Origin of the sequence: Micromonospora phaseoli (assembly GCF_900109115.1) — a bacterium.
Lineage (GTDB): Bacteria > Actinomycetota > Actinomycetes > Mycobacteriales > Micromonosporaceae > Micromonospora > Micromonospora phaseoli.
Window position 1 is genome coordinate 195850 of the sequence record NZ_FNYV01000006.1, and the last position, 21132, is coordinate 216981.

The 21132-nt window shown below is 65.6% G+C and carries 17 protein-coding genes and 2 pseudogenes; 9 read left to right on the forward strand and 10 right to left on the reverse strand.

Going from position 1 to position 21132, the window contains the following annotated elements:
- Positions 1–121 precede the first annotated feature (121 nt).
- The 6 genes and pseudogenes from BMY89_RS17225 to BMY89_RS17250 form a co-directional block, all read right to left on the reverse strand.
- A complete protein-coding gene (locus BMY89_RS17225) occupies positions 122–2248 on the reverse strand; it encodes a hypothetical protein (protein WP_092381017.1) in 2127 nt (708 codons plus the stop codon).
- A complete protein-coding gene (locus BMY89_RS30430; protein WP_170147702.1) occupies positions 2245–2412 on the reverse strand; it encodes a hypothetical protein in 168 nt (55 codons plus the stop codon). The genes BMY89_RS17225 and BMY89_RS30430 overlap by 4 nt, the downstream gene beginning before the upstream one ends.
- A gap of 419 nt (positions 2413–2831) precedes the next feature.
- A complete protein-coding gene (locus BMY89_RS17235) occupies positions 2832–3086 on the reverse strand; it encodes a helix-turn-helix domain-containing protein (RefSeq protein WP_092381019.1) in 255 nt (84 codons plus the stop codon).
- Positions 3087–4278: 1192 nt separating this feature from the next.
- Positions 4279–5103 (reverse strand): annotated as a pseudogene (locus tag BMY89_RS17240) (TadA family conjugal transfer-associated ATPase); the annotation flags it as partial.
- Entirely contained in the window at positions 5100–6203 is a 1104-nt protein-coding gene (gene ssd, locus BMY89_RS17245) for a septum site-determining protein Ssd (RefSeq protein ID WP_092381020.1), read from the reverse strand. The gene ssd and the pseudogene BMY89_RS17240, both read right to left, overlap by 4 nt.
- Positions 6204–6694: 491 nt before the next feature.
- Positions 6695–7051 (reverse strand): hypothetical protein, encoded by a 357-nt coding sequence (locus BMY89_RS17250; protein ID WP_092381021.1) that lies wholly within the window; start codon positions 7049–7051, stop codon positions 6695–6697.
- 64 nt (positions 7052–7115) lie between these two features.
- On the opposite strand from BMY89_RS17250, the gene BMY89_RS17255 reads away from it, so the two are divergent.
- Entirely contained in the window at positions 7116–7349 is a 234-nt protein-coding gene (locus BMY89_RS17255; RefSeq protein ID WP_092381022.1) for a VHL beta domain-containing protein, read from the forward strand.
- Positions 7350–7732: 383 nt separating this feature from the next.
- Here the strand turns inward: BMY89_RS17255 and BMY89_RS17260 are convergent.
- Together BMY89_RS17260 and BMY89_RS17265 are read right to left on the reverse strand one after the other, a co-directional pair.
- Positions 7733–8367: pseudogene (locus tag BMY89_RS17260) on the reverse strand (methyltransferase domain-containing protein).
- Between the two features lie 104 nt (positions 8368–8471).
- Positions 8472–10343, reverse strand: a complete 1872-nt coding sequence (locus BMY89_RS17265; protein ID WP_198414031.1) for a DUF2075 domain-containing protein — start codon at positions 10341–10343, stop codon at positions 8472–8474.
- Positions 10344–10508: 165 nt separating this feature from the next.
- On the opposite strand from BMY89_RS17265, the gene BMY89_RS17270 reads away from it, so the two are divergent.
- The 4 genes from BMY89_RS17270 to BMY89_RS31545 all read left to right on the forward strand — a co-directional run bounded on the left by BMY89_RS17270 (position 10509) and on the right by BMY89_RS31545 (position 13227).
- Positions 10509–10865, forward strand: a complete 357-nt coding sequence (locus BMY89_RS17270) for a nucleotide pyrophosphohydrolase (protein ID WP_092381024.1) — start codon at positions 10509–10511, stop codon at positions 10863–10865.
- 258 nt (positions 10866–11123) lie between these two features.
- Positions 11124–11708 carry a hypothetical protein gene (locus BMY89_RS17275; RefSeq protein WP_092381025.1) on the forward strand — a complete coding sequence of 195 codons (585 nt, stop codon included), beginning with the start codon at positions 11124–11126 and terminating at the stop codon, positions 11706–11708.
- A 695-nt stretch (positions 11709–12403) separates the two neighbouring features.
- Positions 12404–12721, forward strand: coding sequence for a hypothetical protein (locus BMY89_RS30435; protein ID WP_170147701.1), 318 nt, complete (start codon positions 12404–12406; stop codon positions 12719–12721).
- Positions 12718–13227 (forward strand): sigma factor-like helix-turn-helix DNA-binding protein, encoded by a 510-nt coding sequence (locus BMY89_RS31545; protein WP_170147700.1) that lies wholly within the window; start codon positions 12718–12720, stop codon positions 13225–13227. Before BMY89_RS30435 ends, BMY89_RS31545 begins: the two co-directional genes overlap by 4 nt.
- Before the next feature lie 871 nt (positions 13228–14098).
- On the opposite strand, the gene BMY89_RS17285 is transcribed toward BMY89_RS31545, so the two are convergent.
- Entirely contained in the window at positions 14099–14494 is a 396-nt protein-coding gene (locus tag BMY89_RS17285) for a hypothetical protein (protein ID WP_092381027.1), read from the reverse strand.
- A 1085-nt stretch (positions 14495–15579) separates the two neighbouring features.
- On the opposite strand from BMY89_RS17285, the gene BMY89_RS17290 reads away from it, so the two are divergent.
- Positions 15580–16917 (forward strand): AAA family ATPase, encoded by a 1338-nt coding sequence (locus BMY89_RS17290; protein ID WP_092381028.1) that lies wholly within the window; start codon positions 15580–15582, stop codon positions 16915–16917.
- A 1529-nt stretch (positions 16918–18446) separates the two neighbouring features.
- On the opposite strand, the gene BMY89_RS17295 is transcribed toward BMY89_RS17290, so the two are convergent.
- Positions 18447–18710, reverse strand: a complete 264-nt coding sequence (locus BMY89_RS17295; RefSeq protein WP_332455100.1) for a GNAT family N-acetyltransferase — start codon at positions 18708–18710, stop codon at positions 18447–18449.
- Positions 18711–18763: 53 nt separating this feature from the next.
- Here BMY89_RS17295 and BMY89_RS17300 point away from each other — a divergent pair, with 53 nt between their 5' ends.
- The 3 genes from BMY89_RS17300 to BMY89_RS30960 are packed head-to-tail and all read left to right on the forward strand — an operon-like array spanning position 18764 to position 20960.
- Entirely contained in the window at positions 18764–19216 is a 453-nt protein-coding gene (locus tag BMY89_RS17300; RefSeq protein ID WP_408631993.1) for a replication initiator, read from the forward strand.
- 17 nt (positions 19217–19233) lie between these two features.
- The gene (locus BMY89_RS17305; RefSeq protein WP_232521393.1) at positions 19234–19524 is read left to right on the forward strand and encodes a helix-turn-helix domain-containing protein; all 291 of its coding nucleotides are present in this window, start codon (positions 19234–19236) and stop codon (positions 19522–19524) included.
- The gene (locus BMY89_RS30960; RefSeq protein WP_232521394.1) at positions 19521–20960 is read left to right on the forward strand and encodes a site-specific integrase; all 1440 of its coding nucleotides are present in this window, start codon (positions 19521–19523) and stop codon (positions 20958–20960) included. Before BMY89_RS17305 ends, BMY89_RS30960 begins: the two co-directional genes overlap by 4 nt.
- Positions 20961–21132 lie beyond the last annotated feature (172 nt).

A 21132-nucleotide genomic window follows, 5' to 3' on the forward strand; every position in this document is an offset into this window, starting at 1 on the left:
CGGTAACCCCATATAAGATCAAGCGTGCTGTTGTTGAACAGGCAATATACACGTTGGTTGATTATTTGTTTTCCGTTCATGGGGTGGACAATGTCCACTTGTCCACCCCACCCGACCCGGCTTAACTCCCGGCTGTGGTCCGGTACGACCGACCGCCGTCCCTCGCCTCACGCGCCTCAACCTGCCCGGCTTCGATCAGGCGGTCCATCGCATCATCGAAGTGGGGTCGGTCGCGCGACGACGCATCCCGCCTCAGCTCGCTATGCGGCACCCAGCCGCGCCCGACAAGCTTCTTCGCTGCCCACTTGGCTGTGCGCCTGATCGCGTAGTCGTCCAGGCTTTCCGCTACCACCGCTGCCCGCGCGGCTTCGGCTCGCGCACCCTGGTGGTTGACCGACGCGGACCGCCGGGCCAGCGCTTCGACAACCCCAGCCCGCGTGTGGTCCGACTTCGCCATTACCAGTCCTGCCAGCCACCAGTCCTCACCCGTCGCGGCTGTCCGCCGCGCTAGGAGCGCCAGCGCCAGCGCGACCTTCAATCGCATCAGCAGCGAATGACCATCGAGCGAACTGCGCCCGGTCTTCAACTGCTCCAACCTCGCCCGGTCGATCACCTTCCGGACCTCGTCCGGCACGCCCATCTCATAGAGCTGAGCGGGGTCTGCGCTGTTGAAGGATGGGGGACGCCACGCCAGCCGGTCAGGCAGGTCCGGTCGTTCATCCGGAGCGTCGGGGTCGGCGGTCGGCATCCACAGGAAGCGTTGCGGCGTGCCGCCGTCCGCATCTTCCAGCAGCACCCCCGCACGGGTCGGCTGGATGCCCGCGATCAGGCCAGCCCGGTAGGTGTGCGGCTCCACCGGCAGTCGCTTGGTCTTGTCGACGTAGTGGAAGCCCAGCCGCTCACCCATGTACATCTTGCGCAGCTCAGGCATGAGGGTGGCCCCTTTGCGCTGGGTCAAGCTCGCGAAGGTGTCAATCTCCCCTACCTGGAACAGGACGCTGCCCGTGCCGTGAGGTCGCACCTTGTCGCCGTCTCGCTCGACGAAGGCGTGAGCGATGGCCTCGCCGCTGCCGATGTTGAGCACGGTCACGCTTCCGTGTTCTTCGATCGCGTCCTCGGCTACGCCTACTGCCGAGTCCTTACCCGCGCCCGACTCGCCCACCAGCCCTACGAACAGATTCAGGCTGACGGCCTTGCCCACCAGCGGAGGTACGACGACATATGACGGAACCTCTCCAACCACGCGGGTAAGCACCACGCCGAAAACTGCCCACGGTGACACCCGGCGCGCTCGGGCGAAGGTACGGATGCGGTCTAGTTCGGGCCGTGCGGTCCAGAACTCGTCGTCGGTCAGCGGCACCGGGAGTCCGGCGTCGTCCTGCCACCGCTTCTCGATGTCCTGGTGCACGCGGTCAGGGTTGTCACGGGCCAGAGCCATCGGCGCATCGTCCATCAGCGTGTGAATCTCATCCTTAGTAAGTCCCGCCTTGATGAGGTCGCCGATGATCGCCCAGAGGGCTTTAGATCTGTCCGCGATCGGGTGGCACCCCGGCAGCGTGTGGGCCAGCCGCTTCCACCGCTTCGCGACGTGAGACACGTCGACCCGTTCCCACTCGGCTGGGGCGGTTGCCCGGCGCATCGCCCGTGTGCGGAGGCGGTTCAGATCGTCGTTGGAGATTTGCCGGCCTGTGCCCTTGAACATTCCCACCGGCACGGGGTCGGATGTCTTGTGGTTGAACGTGCCGGGCAACCGTAGGTAGGACACGTCGCTCTGCTTGGCGTCCGCGTACAGATACTCCTTGAGTCCGGTGTTGAGCTGGTAGTGCTCGTCGCCCGACACCACACGGGGCAGCTTCACGTAGACGTGGACGTTCCTGCGCCCGTCGTGAGTCGATCCCGACCGGACCTTGAAGGTAGCCAGTTCCTTGATGCGGACTTCGACCTCCGCACGCTTGGTCTCAGGCACCGTCTGCCAGTCGACCTCGGCCCATAGCCACCGCAGGTTGACGCCAGCCCCTGCCTTGGGCTCGCCCTCGTTGTCGCGCAGGGCCGGGCAAACGAAGACGTTGTAACCCTTGGCGGACTCGGCTTCGGCCCAGTCGAGGATGGCGTTTTGCTGCCCCGGCCACCTGAACCGCTTCCGGTCGGACATCCCCTTCTGATCGGTCCGCTTCGCTGCTAGCGCGACGTAGCCGGTGTGGCTGCCGAACATCCGGCGCAGATAACGCGCGGCCCGCTCGCGGTTCACGACAGGCCGCCCAGGAAGTGGTGCCACATCTCGGCGTAGATTTCGTCGATCAGGGCGGTGTACTTGGGGACGTGGGCGACGTACGGACGCAGCGCCCGGTAGAACATCTCCAGATCCGCCGGGGTATCTACCTGGTTCAACTCCCACAGGACGAACAGGATCAAGCCCTTATCGCCTGCTCGCTTGGCCCGGTCGGTCAGGAGCCGCTGAAACGCTCGGTCTTCCTTCGTCTTAGGCGTTCGGCCAGTCATGCGGATGGCCTCAACAACCATCGGCTCTAGCGGTCGCGGGTAGGAGTTGATTCGCTTAGGGGTGCCAGGCATAATGGTTCACATATCCTTTTTGCTAGTTTCGGGGGCCTTCGCATGGGTGTGCGGGGGCCCTCACCTTTTGCGAACCAGGACGGCCAAGTCGCGGACGGTCGCCGGGTCCTGGATGACCGGCGGCAGACCCTGTGCACGTCGAGAACGAACGGCGTCTTGCACGCAGCCCTCTTCGAACGTCTCGGCCTGCGGCCATTCGCTCTCGGGCCAGCAGGTGACGATGGTCCGGGGACGGAAGTCGAGCCTTTTCCTTGAAGCACTCACGACAGGTCCCGCCACGGGTTCTTGCTCGCGTCGTACGGCTTGGCCAGAACAACCTCGGTGAACAGCTTCGTGAGCGGGAGGCCGACCACCGCCGGCAGATCGCTGATGATCTCGGGCCTGGGGCGGATGTGGCCCGCCAACGCACGACGGAAGTGCATCTCAGGAACGCCGATCTGCTCGGCAAGATCCTTCAGCTTGTAGCCGCGACGCCGTAGCAACAGACGCGCCGGCTGGTGTCCGAACTTGGACATGAGGGGTATTCCTGTCTCTCGTCCCGAAGGGGACGGACCGAGGAACCACCAAGCGCCGGTAGACGAGACGTATCCCGCTGATGGATCTCCTCGGTTTGAGACGAGGGGGCGTCGATCCAGCGCCACCCGCCACCCCGGAACAACCGCCGATACGGCGTCCGGTGTTGGATCAACAATACGTCAACATGCAACTAGTCAACGAGGGCTCTGAGTTCGTCACAGCCCGTAGCGGGATGCCCACACCACCGGATACCGCGACCCGCACGGGTCCGCGTCTCTCGGACGATCTGAGGAGCCTCTATATGCGGTCGTCGCATCCGTGGCGTGGGTCGGGTATCCTGTCACCTGTCGCCAAACACCCTGGCCGTGTGGCCGGGGAGACATTAACCCTCAGCCAGCGTCCGCAATGGAAGCAACGGCGCAATGCCGGGCACGAGGAGGGCTCTCTGTGCTCCGGCGGCAGAGCAGCCAAAGTTAGACGTTATACCGAGTTGGTAGGCACCACCCGCAAGACCCGAGAGGCAAGTGCATCTCGGTACTGAGATCCACGATCGCCGGAACGCGGACTCAGCCAGACCAGTGTTGACGCACTGGCCGGGCTGGGTTGACGCGCCCTCGCCCGACCAGGGAGGAGGGGAAGAGATGTGGATCGTAAATCTTGAACCATTCATCAGCGCAGAGCCGACGGCAGTAGCTGCCGCCCTCGGTGTGCCGGTAGCGGGGATCGTCTTGATCATCGCGATTGCCTTGCGTGGAACTGACCCGAAGGACCGGCCCGCCATCATCAAAGCGGTGGCTGAGCTGTTTCGGTGGCGTCGTTAACAGTCACCGCTGGGTGATGTGCAACCCGCACGCCATCAACCGCAGCGCTAGCCGGGCTTCCTGCTCTGCCGCGATGCGCCGGACCTTGGTACGCACGTCAGGATCCCGGATGTCTTTCAGCACGAGGGGCGGACCGTCATTGATCCAAACCCGCTCCTCACGCTTGCGCCTGTTGCAGGCTGTCCGCGCTGCCGATGTCGCCGGGTGGTCGCACTTCCGGTGGCGGTCCTGGGGATCGGACTGGGGGAGTCCAGCCCTCCCCCTACGGCACAGCGTTCGGCTTCTCTTCGTTCGGGGATGGTCGCAGCTTCTGTGATCTATCGAAGGCTTCCGCATGGCCACTCCGGTGTTTGAAACGGTGTCATGTCGTCAGGTCGACCACCTCCCCGCCGCGGCACTCGCCGACCACCAGCCGATCCGGCCGCATCCGCAACGCCTGCCGGACCAGCTCGCTCAGGCCGACGGCACCCGTCCCCTCCACATTGGCGGTACGGGCCTGCAACCCGACCACGTGCGGATGCACCGGCCGCACCTCGGCCGCATCCTCGACCAGCACGATCCGCTCGGTGGCCGGCACCAGTCCGAGCAGCGTGTTCAGCAGGGTCGTCTTGCCCGAACCCGTGCCGCCGATCACCAGGTAGGCGAGCCGGGCCGACACCACCGCGGCGAGCACCGGTGCCACCGGGCGGGCCACGGCACCCTGTGCGACCAGTTCGTCGAGGGTGAATGGTCGCTGCCGAAAGGTGCGCAGCGACAGGTAGGGACCGTCGGTCGCCACCGGCGACAGCACCGCGTGGAGTCGCGTACCGTCGGCCAGCCGCGCGTCCGCGCACGGCGATCCGTCGTCCAGCCGACGGCCGGCACCGGCGGCGAGCCGCTGCGCTAGCCGGCGTACGTCGTCGGCGGTGCCCACCGGCACCGCGACCTGGTGCAGCCCCTGCCCCCGGTCGACCCACACCCGGGCCCCGTTGACAAGGACGTCCGTCACCTCGGGGTCGGCCAGCAGCGGTGCCAGCGGACCGGCCCCCACCAGGTCGTCGCGCACCTGGCCGGCTATCCGCAGCAGGGCGTTGTCACCGAGCACGGCGGCATCGGGCTCGGCGCGTACCGCGGAGACGATTGCGGCCGGGGTGACCGGCGTGGTGCCGGCAGCGATCCGTTGCCGCACGCGGGCTGCGAGGTTCTCCCCGGTCACGCCACACCCGCCGCGGGCTGGCCGGTGAGGTCGGTGACGATCCGCTGGCAGAGCTCGGCCAGCGGGCCACGTCCGCCGGCGGCCGGAGCCTCGCCCCGTTCGAGACCTCGGCAGAGCCCCGGCTCCGGCCGCAGGGTGCCGGCCAGCGGCAGGCCGAGTGCTCGGGCAACCTCGGCGGCACGGAGCCGGCCGGGGGCCGGACCACGGACGATGACCGACAGGTCGCGACAGTGTGGGGCGGCGGTTGCGACCACCCGGGCCGCGGCAGCGGTCGCCCGCAGCTCGGCGGGCACCACCACGAACGCTCGATCGGCCGCCTGGAGAGCCGTCACGGCCGCGTCGTCGAGTTGCCGGGGCAGGTCGACGACCACGAAGTCCCGCCCTCGACGGGCCGCGTCCAGGGTGGCCGCCATCGCCTCGGCCGGCACAGCGATCAGGTCGCCACGATCCCAGGAGAGCACCACCAGGTCGCCCCGGCTGGGCAGCGCCCGCACCAGGGCTGGGGCGTCAACCCGCCCGTCGGTCCCGGTCAGTGCCGGCCAACGCAGCCCTTCCAACTGCTCCCAGCCGAGCACCAGGTCGAGGCCGCCGCCGAGCGGGTCGGCATCGAGCAGCAGCGTCCGCAGCCGCGCCCGGGCGGCGCAGACCGCGAGACCGCCGGCCAGGATGCTGGCACCTGCGCCGCCCCGGCCACCGACCACGCCGACGATCCGGGCCCCGGCTGCGGGCACTCCCTCGGACCCACACTCGGCGAACCGGTCGACCAGCCACGGCTCGGCAGCCGGCAGCACGGCGACGTGTTCGGCACCGAGCAGGTCGGCCACCTGCCAGCCGGACTCGACGTCGCCGGCCATGCCCACCAGGACCAACCGGGAGCGGCGCGGCAACCGTGCCCGCAGGCAGGGCTGCGCCTGGTCGTTACCGACGAGGACCAGCGGGGCGGGTCGCCAGCGGGTCCGGGCGGCTGCCGGATCGGCGGCCACCTCCACCTCGACACCGCCGGCCGCAGCGAGCCGGAGCAGGTCGTCGAGCAGGTCGGCGTCCGAGGTGACGACCAGCGGGGGATGCCGGTGCGGCGAGACGGAGGTACGGGGTGGCATCGTGGCCTCCAGGTGGTCGGCGCGGGTTCACTTGTCGAACCCTGCCGCCGGCCGCACCACTGATGTCGCCCCGACGGGCCGACCTGTGGACAACCAGCTCCCCTGTGGACAACACCCACCACGCTCGTTGATCTGTTATGCGAACCAGCCGCACCCGCGTACATTTCGACCCTCGTCATCCATGGCGGGACGTGACGCGGACCACGCATAATCGACGTCCCGTGCCGTCGGCAGAACGGCATTCCTCGCCGGATCGAGGTCATGAAGCAGCCCCCAGATCACGACGACGCCAATACCGAGCCGAGGCTTCGGATCGGGCCGTGGCTGTTCGACCCGCGCTCCTACCGCCCACCGCCGGTACCGCCGACGGCCCCGGCCCCAGCGACGACACCGCTCCTTCGGGCCAGCGAGCCGCCGTCCCCACCGCCACCTGGGCAGGAAACCGACCTCACGCCCGTCGAGCCCACCGGGCCCGGCACCGGCCGCAAAGGTCACCTGCTCCTGTTGGTAGGCACTGCCGGCGCGGTTGCCAGTCTCATGGTCGCCGTGCTCTGGCCGACGGCCGAGCCGCCGTCGGTCGCCGACCCGCAGCCGCCCAGCGGATGGGTCATCCCGCCGCCGATCACCCCGGCCTCCAATGACCAGTCATCCCTCGGCACGCCGTTGTCACCGTCCACCCCGGCCGCCTCGTCGTCCGTCGCCGGAGTCTCGTCCTCCCGTCCGGTGGCACCCAGCCGGACGCCGACAGCACGTTCCTCTGCCACTCGGGAATCCACGCCGCGCCCCGGCCCGACCAGCGCCAGCCCGAGTTCACCGACCAGCCGGCCAGCGAATCCGCCCCGGACCACCCGTCCACCCGAGCCGCGGGAACTGACACCGCTACCGGCCTGGCGGGAGCACGGCCTCCGCTCGGTGAGTGGTGGCACCGAGACAAGCATCGAGTTCGTCAACCGCAGATCACGGTCGGTGATCATCTACTGGCTGGACCACCGCGGCCAGCGCAGGCAGTACGCGGTGCTGCGACCGGACGCTTCGTACCGGCAACACACGTACGTCGGTCATCCCTGGGTGGTCACCGACGGACGGGGCCGGGCCCTGGTTTGCTTCGAACCGACCCGCACGCCCGCGCGGGCCGTGATCCGGTAGAGCGCTTACCCGGCAAAGGGACGACCCCCGTCGGGGGGAAAGTGACCTGCCGTCGTATCGAGTGTGATCGAGCGGCGTATCGCGTGGTCAGGCGTACCGGTCGTGCTGTCGAGCATGATCGAGAGTCGCCACGTGGTAAGGCGTTCGCTGACGATCCGCTGACGGTGCGAGTGAAAGGCCGAGGGCTTCCGATAGCTTGGTCGTCTGTCGTCCGTCCGAAACCCTCCCACGCTTTCGAGGTCTTCGATCAGGCGTCGCAGCCGCCGGTCCCCGCCTAGTCCTCTACGCTCGCTGCCTAGGAACCTTGACCGTGGCATCGCCCTAGTCCTGACCGCAGCCTGAGGTCCTGACGCGGCTCTGACCCGCCCATAGACCATGGTCCGCTACTCGGGGTCCGGGCAACGCAGCGTCAGTGACTGAAACCGGTGGCCGCGGCCGACGCCGACGGAGTGGAAGTCCACGACGTCGAACCATGCGGCGGCGAAGCCGAGCAGTTGCTCGTCGGTTCGCCAGGAGAAGAAGCGCGGCGGCCCGTGCTCGTCGTCGCTCTTGGGCCTTCGGCGCTCTCGTTGCCGCCGTACACGCCCACGAAGAACAGCCCGCCGGGGCGCAGGACCGCCCGGATCGCCGCCAGCACCGCAGGCAGGTCGTGGTTGGGTACGTGCAGTAGGCAGTTCATCGCGAACACCGCGTCGAACGAGCCGGCCGGGAAATCCAGGTGCAAGAAGTCCATGACGTGGGCCTCGATGCCCTTGGCCCGGCAGTGTTCGACCATCACTGGTGAGAGATCAGTCGCGACAACGGTGAAGCTCTCCTGCTGGAAGTAGACGCCGTCCTGTCCGGTGCCGGCACCGATCTCCAGCAGCCGCGCGCCCGGTGCCAGCCGGTCACGGAACGCCTGCCGTTCCGCCAGCTTCCACGGCTCCTTGGTGAGCGCGTCACGCTGGGCCGCGCGCGCGTCATACGCCTCACGTAGCGGTCTGAGCACATCGGCGTATCGGAGGGGCATGTCGATCATTATCGACGGGCCGAGACGGTCGCGGTAGCCCGCCGTGACCGTCTCGGCGGCGTGGCTGAGCCCAACAGCCGGGCGTCCTCCCGACGCCCGGCTGCCGTGATTGTTCAGATCTTTGGGACGCCGAGGCTGGCGAGCATGGAGCGTGTTTCGGGGTCGACGGAGTAAAGGACGGCTCCGCGCATACCGCGGGTGGCGAGCACCTTGTAGGTGTTGCGGACCAGTTGGTCGAAGTTGGCGGCGCCCTTGACCTTGCTGTCGTGGCTCGCCCTGGGGTTGGCCGCCCAGGCTCCGGAGCGCCAGACGAGGTCGGGGCCGAGGATGACGCCGGCGTAGTCGTACTCCAGTCCTTGGGCGGTGTAGACGCAGCCGATCTGCCCCTCACCCCCGGGGTGGGTGGCCCAGAGGTCGGCTGGTGGGATGCCGTTGAGCGTGCGGTTGGCCCGGGAGTTCCAGGGTCGTTTCCATTCGCCGATCACGACATCGTCGATGAGGCTGCCGTCCGGGCGGGCATCGCTCCAGGGCCAGCAGTACCCGGCGGCGATGCGTGCCTGCAGACCCCGGTCAAGCTGGGCCTTTAGGTAACGTTCCATCGACTCGGGGGTGTCGGCGAGCCAGAGTTCGAAGCTGTCCAGCGGCTCCCAGAATCGGGGGCCATGACCGGCAAGGCCCAACAGCTCCTCCACCCAGTCGACGTACTCCTGGCAGCCGCCACAGCGGAACTGGTCGCGTAGGTGCACCTCTGTGACGTTGACACCCAAGTCTTTGGCTGCTTGCTTGATCAGGTCGATGGAGCCGACCTCGCCCTTACGGACGATCTGGTGTTCGTCGAGGAGGAAGACCGGGACCCGCGCTGCGCGGATCAGCTCCTCGATCTGGGGCAGGGTGGATTTGCGGTCGCGGGGGGTGAAGCGGGTGTTCGAGGTCTGCCTGATCCGATGCGCCTCGTCCGCGATGAGGACGTCAATCCGGTTCTGGTCGACGTGGGCGTAGTTGTTGAAGTAGGTGAAGACCTGCTTCGCGCGGCGGTTGGTGGTGCCGAGCTGGTCGCGCAGGGTTTCGGTGAACGACTTGCTGCCGGTGGTGTGAACCACCGGGGTATTCATTCGGCTGAGGGCTCCGAGCACCTCGACTGCGATGACGCTCTTGCCCGTACCAGGACCACCGACCACAAGAATGATTTCCTTGTGGTCGTTGGCGTTGGCTTCATGAACTGCTCGAAGCACGTGGTCGTACGCGAGACGCTGGTCATCGAGCAGGGTGAAGACGGTGCGACGCAGCACGGCGTCGCTGACCGCGGTCATCAGAGCGCGGGTCGGCCGCACGGGCGACTTGAGCAGGTAGTCGGCGTTGGTGGCCGCATCAGTGGCGGACAGCACGGAGCGGAAGAATCTGGCGAGGTCGTCGCGCTGGTCGTCACCGAAAATCCGGACGTTGCGGCATACCTCCGGGTCGAGCCCCATCGTCATCGGCTGCACCGGGCGCAGGTCAGCGCTGGAGGCGTTGTGCATGTTGACGATCCCGTAGACGCGGGCGTTCTCCAGCGCGGTCAAATAGTTGGAGAGTGTGTTGCAGTACGCCCAAACCTGGTTCGCGGGATGGACCTGGTCCCTTGGCATGCCCGGCACCTTGACCAGTTCGGAGGCGGGCACCGGCTCCACCTTCGACCACTGCTTGTTCTCGACCACGACGACGCTCGGCCGGCCGTCCGTCGGATGAGATCCGACCAGGACCAGGTCCATCCGACTATTGGTCAACGGACCCCGCAGCTCGACGAGGACCACGACCTGGTGGAGCCCTTCGGCGGCCAGTGCCTGGGTGATGGTGGGGATGCTCCGCCGCCAGGAGTTGATTTCGCTCTCGGTCGGGCGCTTGCCCAGCTGGAGGCGAAAGGCGTGCTCCAGTTCGGCGATGAATGTGTTGCTGTCGGTCGCGAGGATCTCAGCGACGGTACGGCGCAGCAGACAGCGTGAGCCCACGGCTCTGCTCCTTCTCATGGTGGCGTGAAGCCAGTCGGATACCGGAGGTACGGCCGGAACCGTACACGCATCTACCGACATCCCATCGACGGCGACCGTGCGCGGCATGTCGTGGGACAGGGCACGTGACCACGGGCGCCGGCGGCGGGATGGTATCCATGGCGGATGACCCTCCACGAGCTGCAAGAACAGGTACGGCGCTTCGCCCAGGAACGCGACTGGGAGCAGTTTCACGACCCCAAGAACCTGTCCATGGCTCTGGCCGGCGAAGCAGGGGAACTCCTGGAGATCTTCCAGTGGCTCACCCCGGCGCAGTCCGCAGCGATCATGGCCGACCCGGCCCGCGCCGACGCCGTACGTCACGAACTAGCCGACGTCCTCGCCTACCTGCTTCGCCTGGCGGACGTACTTGAGGTCGACCTGGCCACGGCCCTGCGCGACAAGATGGACCTCAACGCCCGCCGCTACCCCGTCGACCGGTCGCGTGGTCGCAGCGACAAGTACGACACATACGAGAACTAGCTCTCAGCGGCAGCACGACACCATAGCTAGCCCTCACTGACAAGCTCTGTGCGGCTCGCCCGAGAACGTCCGTCGTTGTAGCTGAGCTTGGGGTTCCACACTCGCCCGGCTACTGGCGGTTGGCGTCGTTCCACCCCGTTGCTCTCACTGTTGCTGTCGGCAAGAGGGCACCGGCTGGTGCTGTGATTACGTGCGACCGGCCGAGAGGACGAGCCGGCGGGTTGATCTGCCAATGCTCGGATCTTGGATACTGCATGAGTGGACTGGGGCACATTGATCGGCACTCTTGCCGGGGCGGTCGTGGGCGGAGGGCTCACCATCTTCGGCAAGTCATTCGAAGGGCGTCAGCGGAGACGGGAGGCAAGGGACGCCAGAGCGGCTGAAGCCGGGCTTGCCATCCGCGCATCGCTGCTCAGCTTCCGACGCATCTTCGTCAAAGCTCAAGACCCTCACAACGAGCCACTAGACACCTCGGAGCCCTGGTGGAGCGAGGAAGTCGATGGGCTCCGCTCCGAAGTTCTACTCGTGACAGAGGCAGACGCCCGCAAGCGGTTCGAGCAGGTAACCGAGGTGCTGTCTCTCATCGAGTCGGCTCCGCGATTCGTTGACAACGGGGAGGAATTCGAAGAGATCGGATACGACGTGATCGAGGAGGCGCTGCAGCTCCTTGGTGCGTACATCCGTGGAGACCGCCTACCCGACGAGTCGGACACGATGCGCCGATGCCGAGCGGCCGCAGAGACGACTCGCACCAAGAACCTTGAGCGCTGGCGCCAGCACGTCGCGCAGCGCGCGAAGGACAGACCGCGCTGCGGGCTTCCTCAAGCACCGCCCAGGGCATAGAAGAGGCCTGATCGGATTCCCGCGCCCGGGACACACGGTTTAGGATGGCGACTGAGGCAAGCCACCCGCTGTGGCCGCTACCTGCGCGTCCGGGATTCCTGCCGGCGCGGCGATCCAAGATCATTGCTGGCACTCTGCACGGCGCTGCGGACGCCCGAGGACGGCCGGAGGCCGCCCGCAGGGCGGGCCGCGAGCGCGCTACCCCTGCCTTGCAAGGATCAAGCCTGCTGTCGGCCAGTGTCGGTGACTGCCGCTGGCCTGCTCGCCCTGTCGCCCGCCGTCGACCCCGGACTGGGTCCGCCGGTGGGCTTGGCTGTACGGATGGCTGTATAGCCATGCTGACTCTGGGCTACGCCATGATCTTGTGAAGTAACGCAGAGCAGGACTGCAACGTAAGCACTGGCAAGAGGCGGTTCCCGCAGGGCGTTACGAAACCTCCGACAACTCTCCAGCCCTCCGCGTGCGTCGGGCACCGTGCCGGCTGACCAGCAACCCGCCGCATCAGACCGACCCACCAAGCATTGCCCGTCACCGATGATCTTGCTAATGTAGGTCTCACAACAGGGCACCACTGTGTCTCCACATCGCCAGAACCCTTGTCGAGCAGGCAGGGGTTTTTTTGTGCCCGAAATAGACCGGAAGGCCCCAACGCAACCCCGCGTTGGGGCCTTCATCGTTCACGAAAGGGACCGCCGTTGAGCATCCACCCCGACTTCTTCAACCTCGGCCTCCTGTTCCTCCTGGCATGGACCGCTACCCTCGCCGCCCTCGTCGTCTTGGTTCTCGGGGTGGCCCGGTTCGCCTTCAAGAAGGCCCGCGCCCAGGATGTTCCGGAGGTTCTGCTTGCGCTCGCCCGTATCGTTGGGTTGGTGCCTTGGCTGGGGCAACTGGCTTCGGTGGCACGGGCCCTGCCGAACGGTCCCAGCAATTCGGCCACGCCTCAGCTGCCGCCCACCAGCCACGGATCATCGACTCCGCCCGGTGCCGATCAGTCCACCGGAGGCATGTTGTGAAGCGTGCTCGCGTCCACCGTGATACCACGGCAGATCGTGCGCTTCGCAGCCCTGAGGACTTCATTAATGCTCTGGAGCAGCTGACTGTTCATGAGCGCAACGTCCTGCTCCTGCGGTTCTGGGGGTACCAGACTCTCGATGAGTTGGGGAAGCGCTACAGCGTGACCCGCGAGCGTGTGAGGCAGATCGAGCAGCGGGCGATGTGGAAGATGCAGGGCCACGACGACGTGGCTGACATCGTGCAATCGGCGTTGAGGCGAGGAACCTGGCAGGCCGTGCTTGAGCGGTACAGCGATCTGCTGGAGCCATACGTCAGAGACCGAGACATGGAGGAGCTTGAGTACTTCGATCGGATTTACAACAAACGTCATGGCTCATGCGAAGTCTGCGGTGATGAGTTCGGACGCACTCCGAACGGGCGACCCCGTCGCTACTGCTCCGACTCCTGCCGGCAAAGGGCTTACCGGGGTCGGCGCGCATGTCGCGATCAGCCAGCCTCCTCGTGAGGAAGCTCGGCCCCAAACTGCCGTCCGGAACGAGATGTCATCCCGTCTGCCGCCGACCCACACACCGTGGAGCGGGCCAGGGCCAGGGTCTGCTCGGCTTGCCTGGGTCGGCGGTGGACGGGATGGCATCCCCCAACCACTACCACCCACGGCCGCAACCGTTCGGCAACTCCATCCTGGAGTCGTCTGGCCCCCGCCGGAGGCACAATCTCTGACCCCAACCCCCGCCCCACCCACCGCCCCTCTCCACCCTCACCTCTTCCCCACCTCGGACCCGCGAGCGGTCGACGTGATTCCGTTCGGCAACTCGTCCGGCCCGGCCGTTGACCGGTCCGCGCTTTCCTGTCGTGAGGCTGATTGAGCGACGTGAGGTAGGACGTTGTCGTCCTGGTCCCGGTCGACCTCCGAGACTCGTCACCGGTTCCCTTCACGGAACCACGGGTGACGCGCGGGGCGGGCGTGGCTCTCGGGCCGGCTGACTTACCGCCCCGCCGCCGAAGGCGGGCGGGGCGGCGGCTCCGTCAGGAGCCGGTTACCGCGCCCGGCCCGCGCCGCGCGGAGCGCGCTTGATCCAGAAGAGAGCGTTTCGGCAGTGGTGGAACTAGATGGGGACTAGACATGAGACCCGAGCTTCTTGGCGAGACTTGAACCCTGAACCCCTCTCGCTCGGCGCCGGTCGCCTTCAACCAGACGGATCGGCTGGTTGAGCTTGGGCGGGGCTCTTCCGACACCTGACAGTGGTTGACAGCCCGTGCCGGCGCCAGTTGTGCCCGACGATCTTGGCGATCCATCGTCTGATGTCTCCCTAGAACTGGTGCAGCTGCTCCCAGGAGAACTCGTGGCACAGTCTGGTTGGCCGCGAGTCGACCGACTACTTGAAGAGGCCCGCGACGCTCACCACGGTGCCGACAGCGAAGCTGAGGGTAGCCAGCTTCGCTTGGCCGCCGCTCCAGAGTCCCTGGGTTTTCTCGCGCCAACTGAGAGACCACCAGTCGCTTCCCAGCTTCTGCCACTCGTGCTGCCGTAGGTGGCAGCCCAGGAACAGGCCGAACGAGTTGTTGCGGCAGAACTCGACCACGCTGCCGCGCCTGCGGTTGATCGCCCCGCTGTACACCGGTGCCTGGAAGAGGACGAAGAGAAGCAGAAGGCCGAGGAGCACCGCGTAGACAGCCGGCCCGAACGCAGTGCTACCAAGAGACAGTAGGAGTACTGCTAGGACGCCGTAGCCCCAGTACTGCCACAGCTTCGACTTGCCGCGTGACGCCATGGACGCGAAGAGTACTCAAGCGTGAACCTGCCGTGGAGATTGTCTGTTCGTCGATGATCCGACAGGAGGCCACTTCCAGCGGTATTGATCTAGCCCAGGGTCGTAGGCGACCAAACCGGGCGACCGGGCTTCCGAACTGCTACTAGACCTGACATGGATGGTCAACGATGGTCCATGCTGGCTCTCCTTAGACGGCCTGAGAAGGGCATGATCTTGATTTGGTCACGTCGAGCAGGGACTAACCCCCGAGGCTGCGAGATCGGGGCGACCTTGGGGCTCGGCCCCCCTCGCTATGGTGAGCGACATGAATCTCCGGTACACCCGTAGCGGATCAACCCGAGTCGGCGGCAACGTAGCGCTTGGAGCCGGTCTGCTGATCGCTCTACTCATGGTCAGTCCGGAAAACCCTCAAACCGGCGGGTACGTCCTGGCTGGCCTGCTCATGCTGACGGGTGTGGGACTACGAGTCGAAGCCGCGCTCATCGCCTTGCACGAACAGCGCGGCGACCGATGATTCAGGGATTTGAACCTCATACACCTCGGCTTCGATAGATCATTCTCTATCGGGCGAACTGGCAAACTGACCTGCGCAACCGTCGCCAATGCCTCTCGACGTTTGACACGGCTTATCGATCCCGGTTGTGCCGGATCTGTGCCCAGTGATCTTCGTCCCAGGGCGACCGCTTGACCCCCAGAACTCGGCAAGGTGGTCCGGTGAGGCCCGCACTGCTGCACACCAGCGGGATCGGCGTCGTAGCAGTCTCATGGGTTCCGTCGGTTGCTGCACCTCGCTGCTGTACTGCCGGACAGCTGCTACAGGTCGACCCACTCCCCGCCGTCCCTGCTACCACGTCGGCCAGCGAGGGGTTTGAGCCCGATACACCTTGGACTCGAATGGATCGTCCGCCCGAACACGGTCGAACTACCCGCAGTCGCGCCCCACTACACGATTAAAGGCACCAAGGCAACCGTGCGTCAGGCACTCGACAGATCCAACTCGGGCCGCTAAACCCTAGCTAGAGTCGGCAGTTCCGTGCACGAAACCTGCAGCAAGCACCTGGGCATCATACTTACACGGAGGGAACATGCGGCAAATCCGCAAATTTGTGGTCGGAGGGCTGTTTGATAGCGCCCTCACCCATGAAATTGACTTCTCCAATGATGGCCGGGTGACCATTATTGCCGGACCAAACGGTGTAGGCAAGACACACATCCTTAGACTTATACACGCCATTCTTGGCCTGCAGACGGTCACCCTAACCCGGATGCCGTTCCATAACGCGCAGTTGAAGTTCGCAGATGGTCGATCTCTGATCGTTCGACGAGTCACTGGAGATCATCCGCGCGAGTCCCGTATTGTGATGGAGGGTTACGGACCGCGGGGCGGGAAACTGGGCGTCGCCGAATTTTCGACCGATTTCCACATCGAGGGCGGGCTAGACCGCTTCGCACCTCGCGGCGACGGAATGTTTCTAGATCGACGCAGCGGGCAGGTTCTTACCGCTCGCGACATAGACGATTACATAATGGCAATGCGCAGGCGACGGGCACATCGCCGAGCATCGAATGACAATCAGACAATTTTGTTCAGCGATGAGATCTTGACCGATAACGGTTGGCTTGGCGAGTTAATCGAAAGCCGCAACCCAATTTTCATCGATACAAAGCGCTTGGACACGCCACAAGCGAAGAGCGGATCTGACGGGTCGCCCCCAACTAGACCCCGCATTGATGAGTACATAGAACAAGTTAAACTTCAGGTTGCCGACGCTAGGCGAACCTCTTTGGCCGTCACTCAGGAGACGGACCAGACCTTCGCTAAGCGGGTGCTTACGCGATCAAAGAAGTCGAGACTGATCCGGGAAGAAGATCTCAAGCGCCGATACGAGGACATTGCCGAGCGAAGCGCAGAGCTATACAGCAGCGGCTTATCGCAGACCCTGGTGGACGTACAGTTCCCATCGAGCGCAGTCGACTCCACTGAGACCCGAGTACTCTCGATCTTCATCGATGACTGGCAGCGTAAGCTAGAGCCACTTCTTCCCGTGAATGACAAACTCAAGGCCTTGCAAAGAATTGTCAACGACAAGTTTATCGGCAAAAAGCTGCGACTAGACAAGACCGGAGCACTCGTCTTCGTTGCGGACGACGATCAGTCAACCATCTCTGTCACGTTACTCTCGTCCGGCGAACAACACATCCTCGCGCTATTTACAATGCTGCTCTTTTCCGCTCAACCTGGCTCGGTTGTGCTAATCGACGAACCAGAGATCTCCCTCCACGCGGCCTGGAAGCACGCGTTTCTCGACGACATCACTGATGTAGCCAATATTGCGGACTTGCAAATTATCCTTGCTACTCACTCAAGTGGCATAATCAATGGGCGCTGGGATCTGGTCCAAGAACTCAGCGCAGGCAGGTGACCAGTGATTACGTCAATTAAGGCATACGACCGGGTAGCGGATCGCATCAGGCAGCATAGGCAAGCAGATAGCCGGCCAGTTATCGTTGTCGAGGGACCAGCGGACTCCCGATTCCTGCGCGCAGGGTTTGACGACGAGTACGTCATATTCCCCACCGGCACCCGCAGCAGTGCTATTAATGTGACCGAACAACTCTCCGCATGGCGGATACCGGATGCGGCCTGCGTTGTCGATCGTGATTTTGACGACGAAGTCAGGAGCCGGGAGTTGAGCGGCTTCCCAGTGTTCGCATATGAGAACGCTGACCTTGAAGCGATGGCCTCCAAGACAGACGCGTTCGATCTAATGATTTACGAATTGGGCAGCGAGCAAAAGGTCAGGGACAATGGCGGCCCAGAAGCAATTTCCCGCCTCATACATATGGTTGTTGAGCCTATCGCTCGCCTTCGGGCGGCCAATGCGGCGAAACGTTGGGGCTTGGCCTTCGACAAAGTAAACGTTGCCGACAAAGTCTCCCTAAAGACACTCGAATTCAACCTTGACAGTTATTGTGCCGCTTTGCGCGGCGAAAGCATTAGCCCTCCATCGATGGCAGAGCTTATCTCTGTCGCGAACGGCTCGGTTCCGCTACCTTATGTGCCGTTATGTCCACGTCGGTCCTCTCCCTACTATCGCGGTCGAGACTTCCTAGCGGTCGCCGGGGTAGCTTTAAGGCGACGTGCCGGATCTTGTCAGAAGGCGGCAACGGATGCAGAACACCTAGGCGGCGTTATTAGGGCAATAGCATGCAAGAACGTAAAGAACTCGCCGTGGGGAAAGGACCTTCGAACGTTCTTTACCGACCTGCGGTCCAGCTCTGGGGCCAGGATCCCTAGGCCTCGATAAGGGGTACGGACCTCTAAGCTGCAGCCGATACCCTTCTCGCCAGCTTAGCCATCCCGTCGGCCTTCGTCCGCACACTGTGGAGTGGCTGGGGCCTGCCCGGACGGAGGTTGTCGGGATGGCGCCAACCATCCCAGAGCGCCTGAGCGCCCCGCCAGAGGCACGCCCTGGTCGTCGTCCTCAACATCGAAGCCCCGGATCAGAAGCTCTGCGCGCCGCCCGCTCATTGGCAGATTTGTTGAAGCCGCTCGACCGCAACGAAGATTTGCTGTTCGGGACCTGGTCGGCTCGGTCGCCACTCAAGGAGTAGGGGGCGGACGGTATCGAGGAGTCCTGCCAGTTCATCCGCTGTCGTAGGCTCGGGCAACGCAGTAAGGGCGGCGATTGCGCTCACGGTCGCCTGATGTCGATGAGCGTTGATGGGGGTGTCCTGCCAACCGGGCGCGCTCCGCCACTCTTGCACGCGTTCGTACACCTCGGCTGCGGCAGCTCGGGTGAGGGCTGCTCGCTCGCGAGGTGTGAGTCTTGGGGTGTGGGGGCGGTCGGCGGGTTCCTGCGGCGGCGTATCGGCGTCGCGCATGGCGGCGATCGTACCGGCGGCTTGATCGGAGCCGGTTCGGGCGTGGTGGCACTGAACTGACGGGCGGTCAGCCAGGGGCGGCAGTCCACTCCGGAGCGAGGATCGAATAGAGCAGCGAGTCGCGCCAGGCACCGTTGGTGTAGACGTGGTCGCGGAGTCGGCCTTCGTACTGCATGCCGAGTCGTTTGACGACGGCGATGGACGCGGCGTTGTCGGGGCCGATGGCTGCGGTGATGCGATGGAGCTTCAGCTCCCGAAAGCCGTAGTCGATGATCACGCGAGCTGCGTCGGTGGCGTAGCCGTAGCCCCAGTGGTCGGCATTGATGGCCACGCTCCGACGCGCAGCAGGCGCACTTCGACCGGCTGCACGCGGAACTGTCGGTACTGCCGTGCTCACCGACCTGCGCCAACTGGCTGCTGTACGGCGTCCAGCCCGACGGCGTCAAGGCCGGCTTGACGCCCGGACGGTGCACCGGGAAGGTCCACCAACGCTCCACCCTCGGCTTCACCGGCCGCCGCGTCCTCGTCTCCCGCCAATGGTCCGGCAAAACCCTCGCCGACCACCGCGCCGACAACCGGGCCTGGGTCCGCGCCATCGTGGCCGGCGGCATGGCCGACACCGAGGAACACCACCAGGCCGCCGACGAAGTAGACGGACCGAACCGCTACCGGTTCGAACTCGCCCGACCCGAAGACCCCGACGTGCCACCCCTGGAACACCGCCTCCTCCGCGCCATCTCCGCCCGCATTCGGTGGCGCACCGACCTCGACACCGCACGACAACGAACAGCCGCCACCGTTTCGGCAACCGATCAACCCGCCGCCCTCGCGGCCTGAACCCCTGGGAGGAAATCTTGTCCATCGTCGTGCCGTTCGCGCCCCGGCAGGCCAGGCCCCGGGGTGGCGAAGTCACCCCCGATGACAATTCACCTCGACCGGTCCGGGCCGTCTACACGGTCAAGGAAGTCGCCGTGATGTTGTCCCTGTCGGTCAGCTCGGCCTACACCCTGGTTCGGTCCGGGCAGATTCCCGCCGAGCGCCTGGGGCGGCGCTGGGTCGTCCCACGTAGCCGTTTCCACGCCTGGCTTGACGGTGCCGGCGACCTCGCTGCCACCGGGACCGACGCGCCGTGTAGGAGCTGGTGACCGTGGGCTTTGTGGTCAGGACTCCGGCGGGCACGTACCGGGCGAACTGGCGGGACTCGGCGGACCGGCAGAAGGCCAAGACTTTCCGTACGAAGAAGGAGGCGAACGCCTACCTCGCCGAGGTCGAAGGTGCCCTGAACAAGGGCACGTACGTCGACCCGCACGCGGGCAAGATGCGATTCGATGAGTTCGTGACGCGGTGGCTGGCCGGGCGGTCGGTGGAGGCTCGCACAGCCGAGCGGACGGATTCCATGCTGCGGGCTCACCTGCTGCCGCAGTGGGCGGACTGGCCCTTGGCAAAGATCGACTACCTGGCGGTGCAGGAGTGGGTTACCAACCTTGGCCGAACTTTGGCACCCTCGACGACGGCGAAGCACCTTGGGCTGCTGTCGATGATCATGCAGACGGCGATCCGGGCGCGGCTGATCGCGGTGAACCCGTGCGAAGGGGTGCGGGTGCCGCGCAACCGGGCGCGGGAGGCACGCGCCGGCACGATCAGCCGGGAGGCGTTCCTCCGCCGGTTGCTGCCCGCCGTCCCGACCGAATACCGGGGGATCGTCTGCGCCGCCGCTGGGGCGGGGCTGCGCTGGGGTGAGTGCGCGGGCCTGCCGTGGGAGGCGGTCGACCTCGACAGGGGTCTTCTCCACGTCGCCCAGGTGGCGGTGGAGACCCACGGCGGAATCGTGCTGCGGGCGTACCCGAAGAGTCGGGCCGGCATAAGGGCGGTGCCGATGCCGCCGTTCCTTATTGACGAGCTGCGTCGGCGGCGCGGAACCGGCGCATCGCCGGATGGCCGGGCGCTGGTCTTCGCCGACCGGGACGGTGGGCCTCAGCGGCGGTCGAACTTCCGGCGGCGGGTGTGGCTGCCGTCGCTGGTGCGGGCCGGCTTGCTCGGACGGGTCGCCCAGGTGGCATCGGGCCGGTGGCTGGCGGTGTGGCCGGACCGGGACGGCCGGGCGCATCGGGCCGAGTTCGCGATGGAGGCGGCGGCGGTCGCGCACGCGGCGGCATCGGCGTTCGGTGGGCTGCGGTTCCACGACCTGCGGCACTCGTACATCACGTGGCTGGTGACGGACGGGGTGCCGGTCAACATCGTGCGGCGGGTGGTGGGCCACGAGAAGGCGTCGACGACGCTGGACCGGTACACGCACACGCCCGAGGACTACGCCGACCGGGTCCGGCTGACGTTCGCTGACGATTCGCTGACTCTCCGCCCGTCGCCCAGCCCGGCTGAGCCGGGAGACGGGCCAACAACCTGCGGTAGAGCGCTTACCTGGGAAAGGGACGACCCCCGTCGGGGGGAGACGGGGGTCGTCGGAGGTTCGGCTCCGGGGGGGTCGAGCCGAACCCACTCAGCGGTCACGGGGGGTGCAACCGCCGAGGGTCTGCCAGTTGTACGAGTCGTGAATACTCGTCCTGTAAGCAAGTCTGCCTGAGCGGACCTGTGTACGTCGAGTGGTGTAACCTCCACTCCCTGCGAAATCATGTCCGCAGAGTGTGACCGCAGTCACTGTTCGCAGGCGTGGTGGTGGTCGACCCGCTGGTCCGAGCGCTCTTCGGCACCCAGGCACCCGCCGACCATAGACCATCGGGCTAGACTTTCGCGCC

What these genes read in the sequence shown, in the direction of transcription:
- BMY89_RS17235 (WP_092381019.1), bottom strand. Translation starts at nt 3,086, where the DNA reads ATGTCCAAGTTCGGACACCAGCCGGCGCGTCTGTTGCTACGGCGTCGC.
- ssd (WP_092381020.1), bottom strand. Translation starts at nt 6,203, where the DNA reads ATGCCACCCCGTACCTCCGTCTCGCCGCACCGGCATCCCCCGCTGGTC.
- BMY89_RS17270 (WP_092381024.1), top strand. Translation starts at nt 10,509, where the DNA reads ATGACCCTCCACGAGCTGCAAGAACAGGTACGGCGCTTCGCCCAGGAA.
- BMY89_RS17285 (WP_092381027.1), bottom strand. Translation starts at nt 14,494, where the DNA reads ATGGCGTCACGCGGCAAGTCGAAGCTGTGGCAGTACTGGGGCTACGGC.
- BMY89_RS17290 (WP_092381028.1), top strand. Translation starts at nt 15,580, where the DNA reads ATGCGGCAAATCCGCAAATTTGTGGTCGGAGGGCTGTTTGATAGCGCC.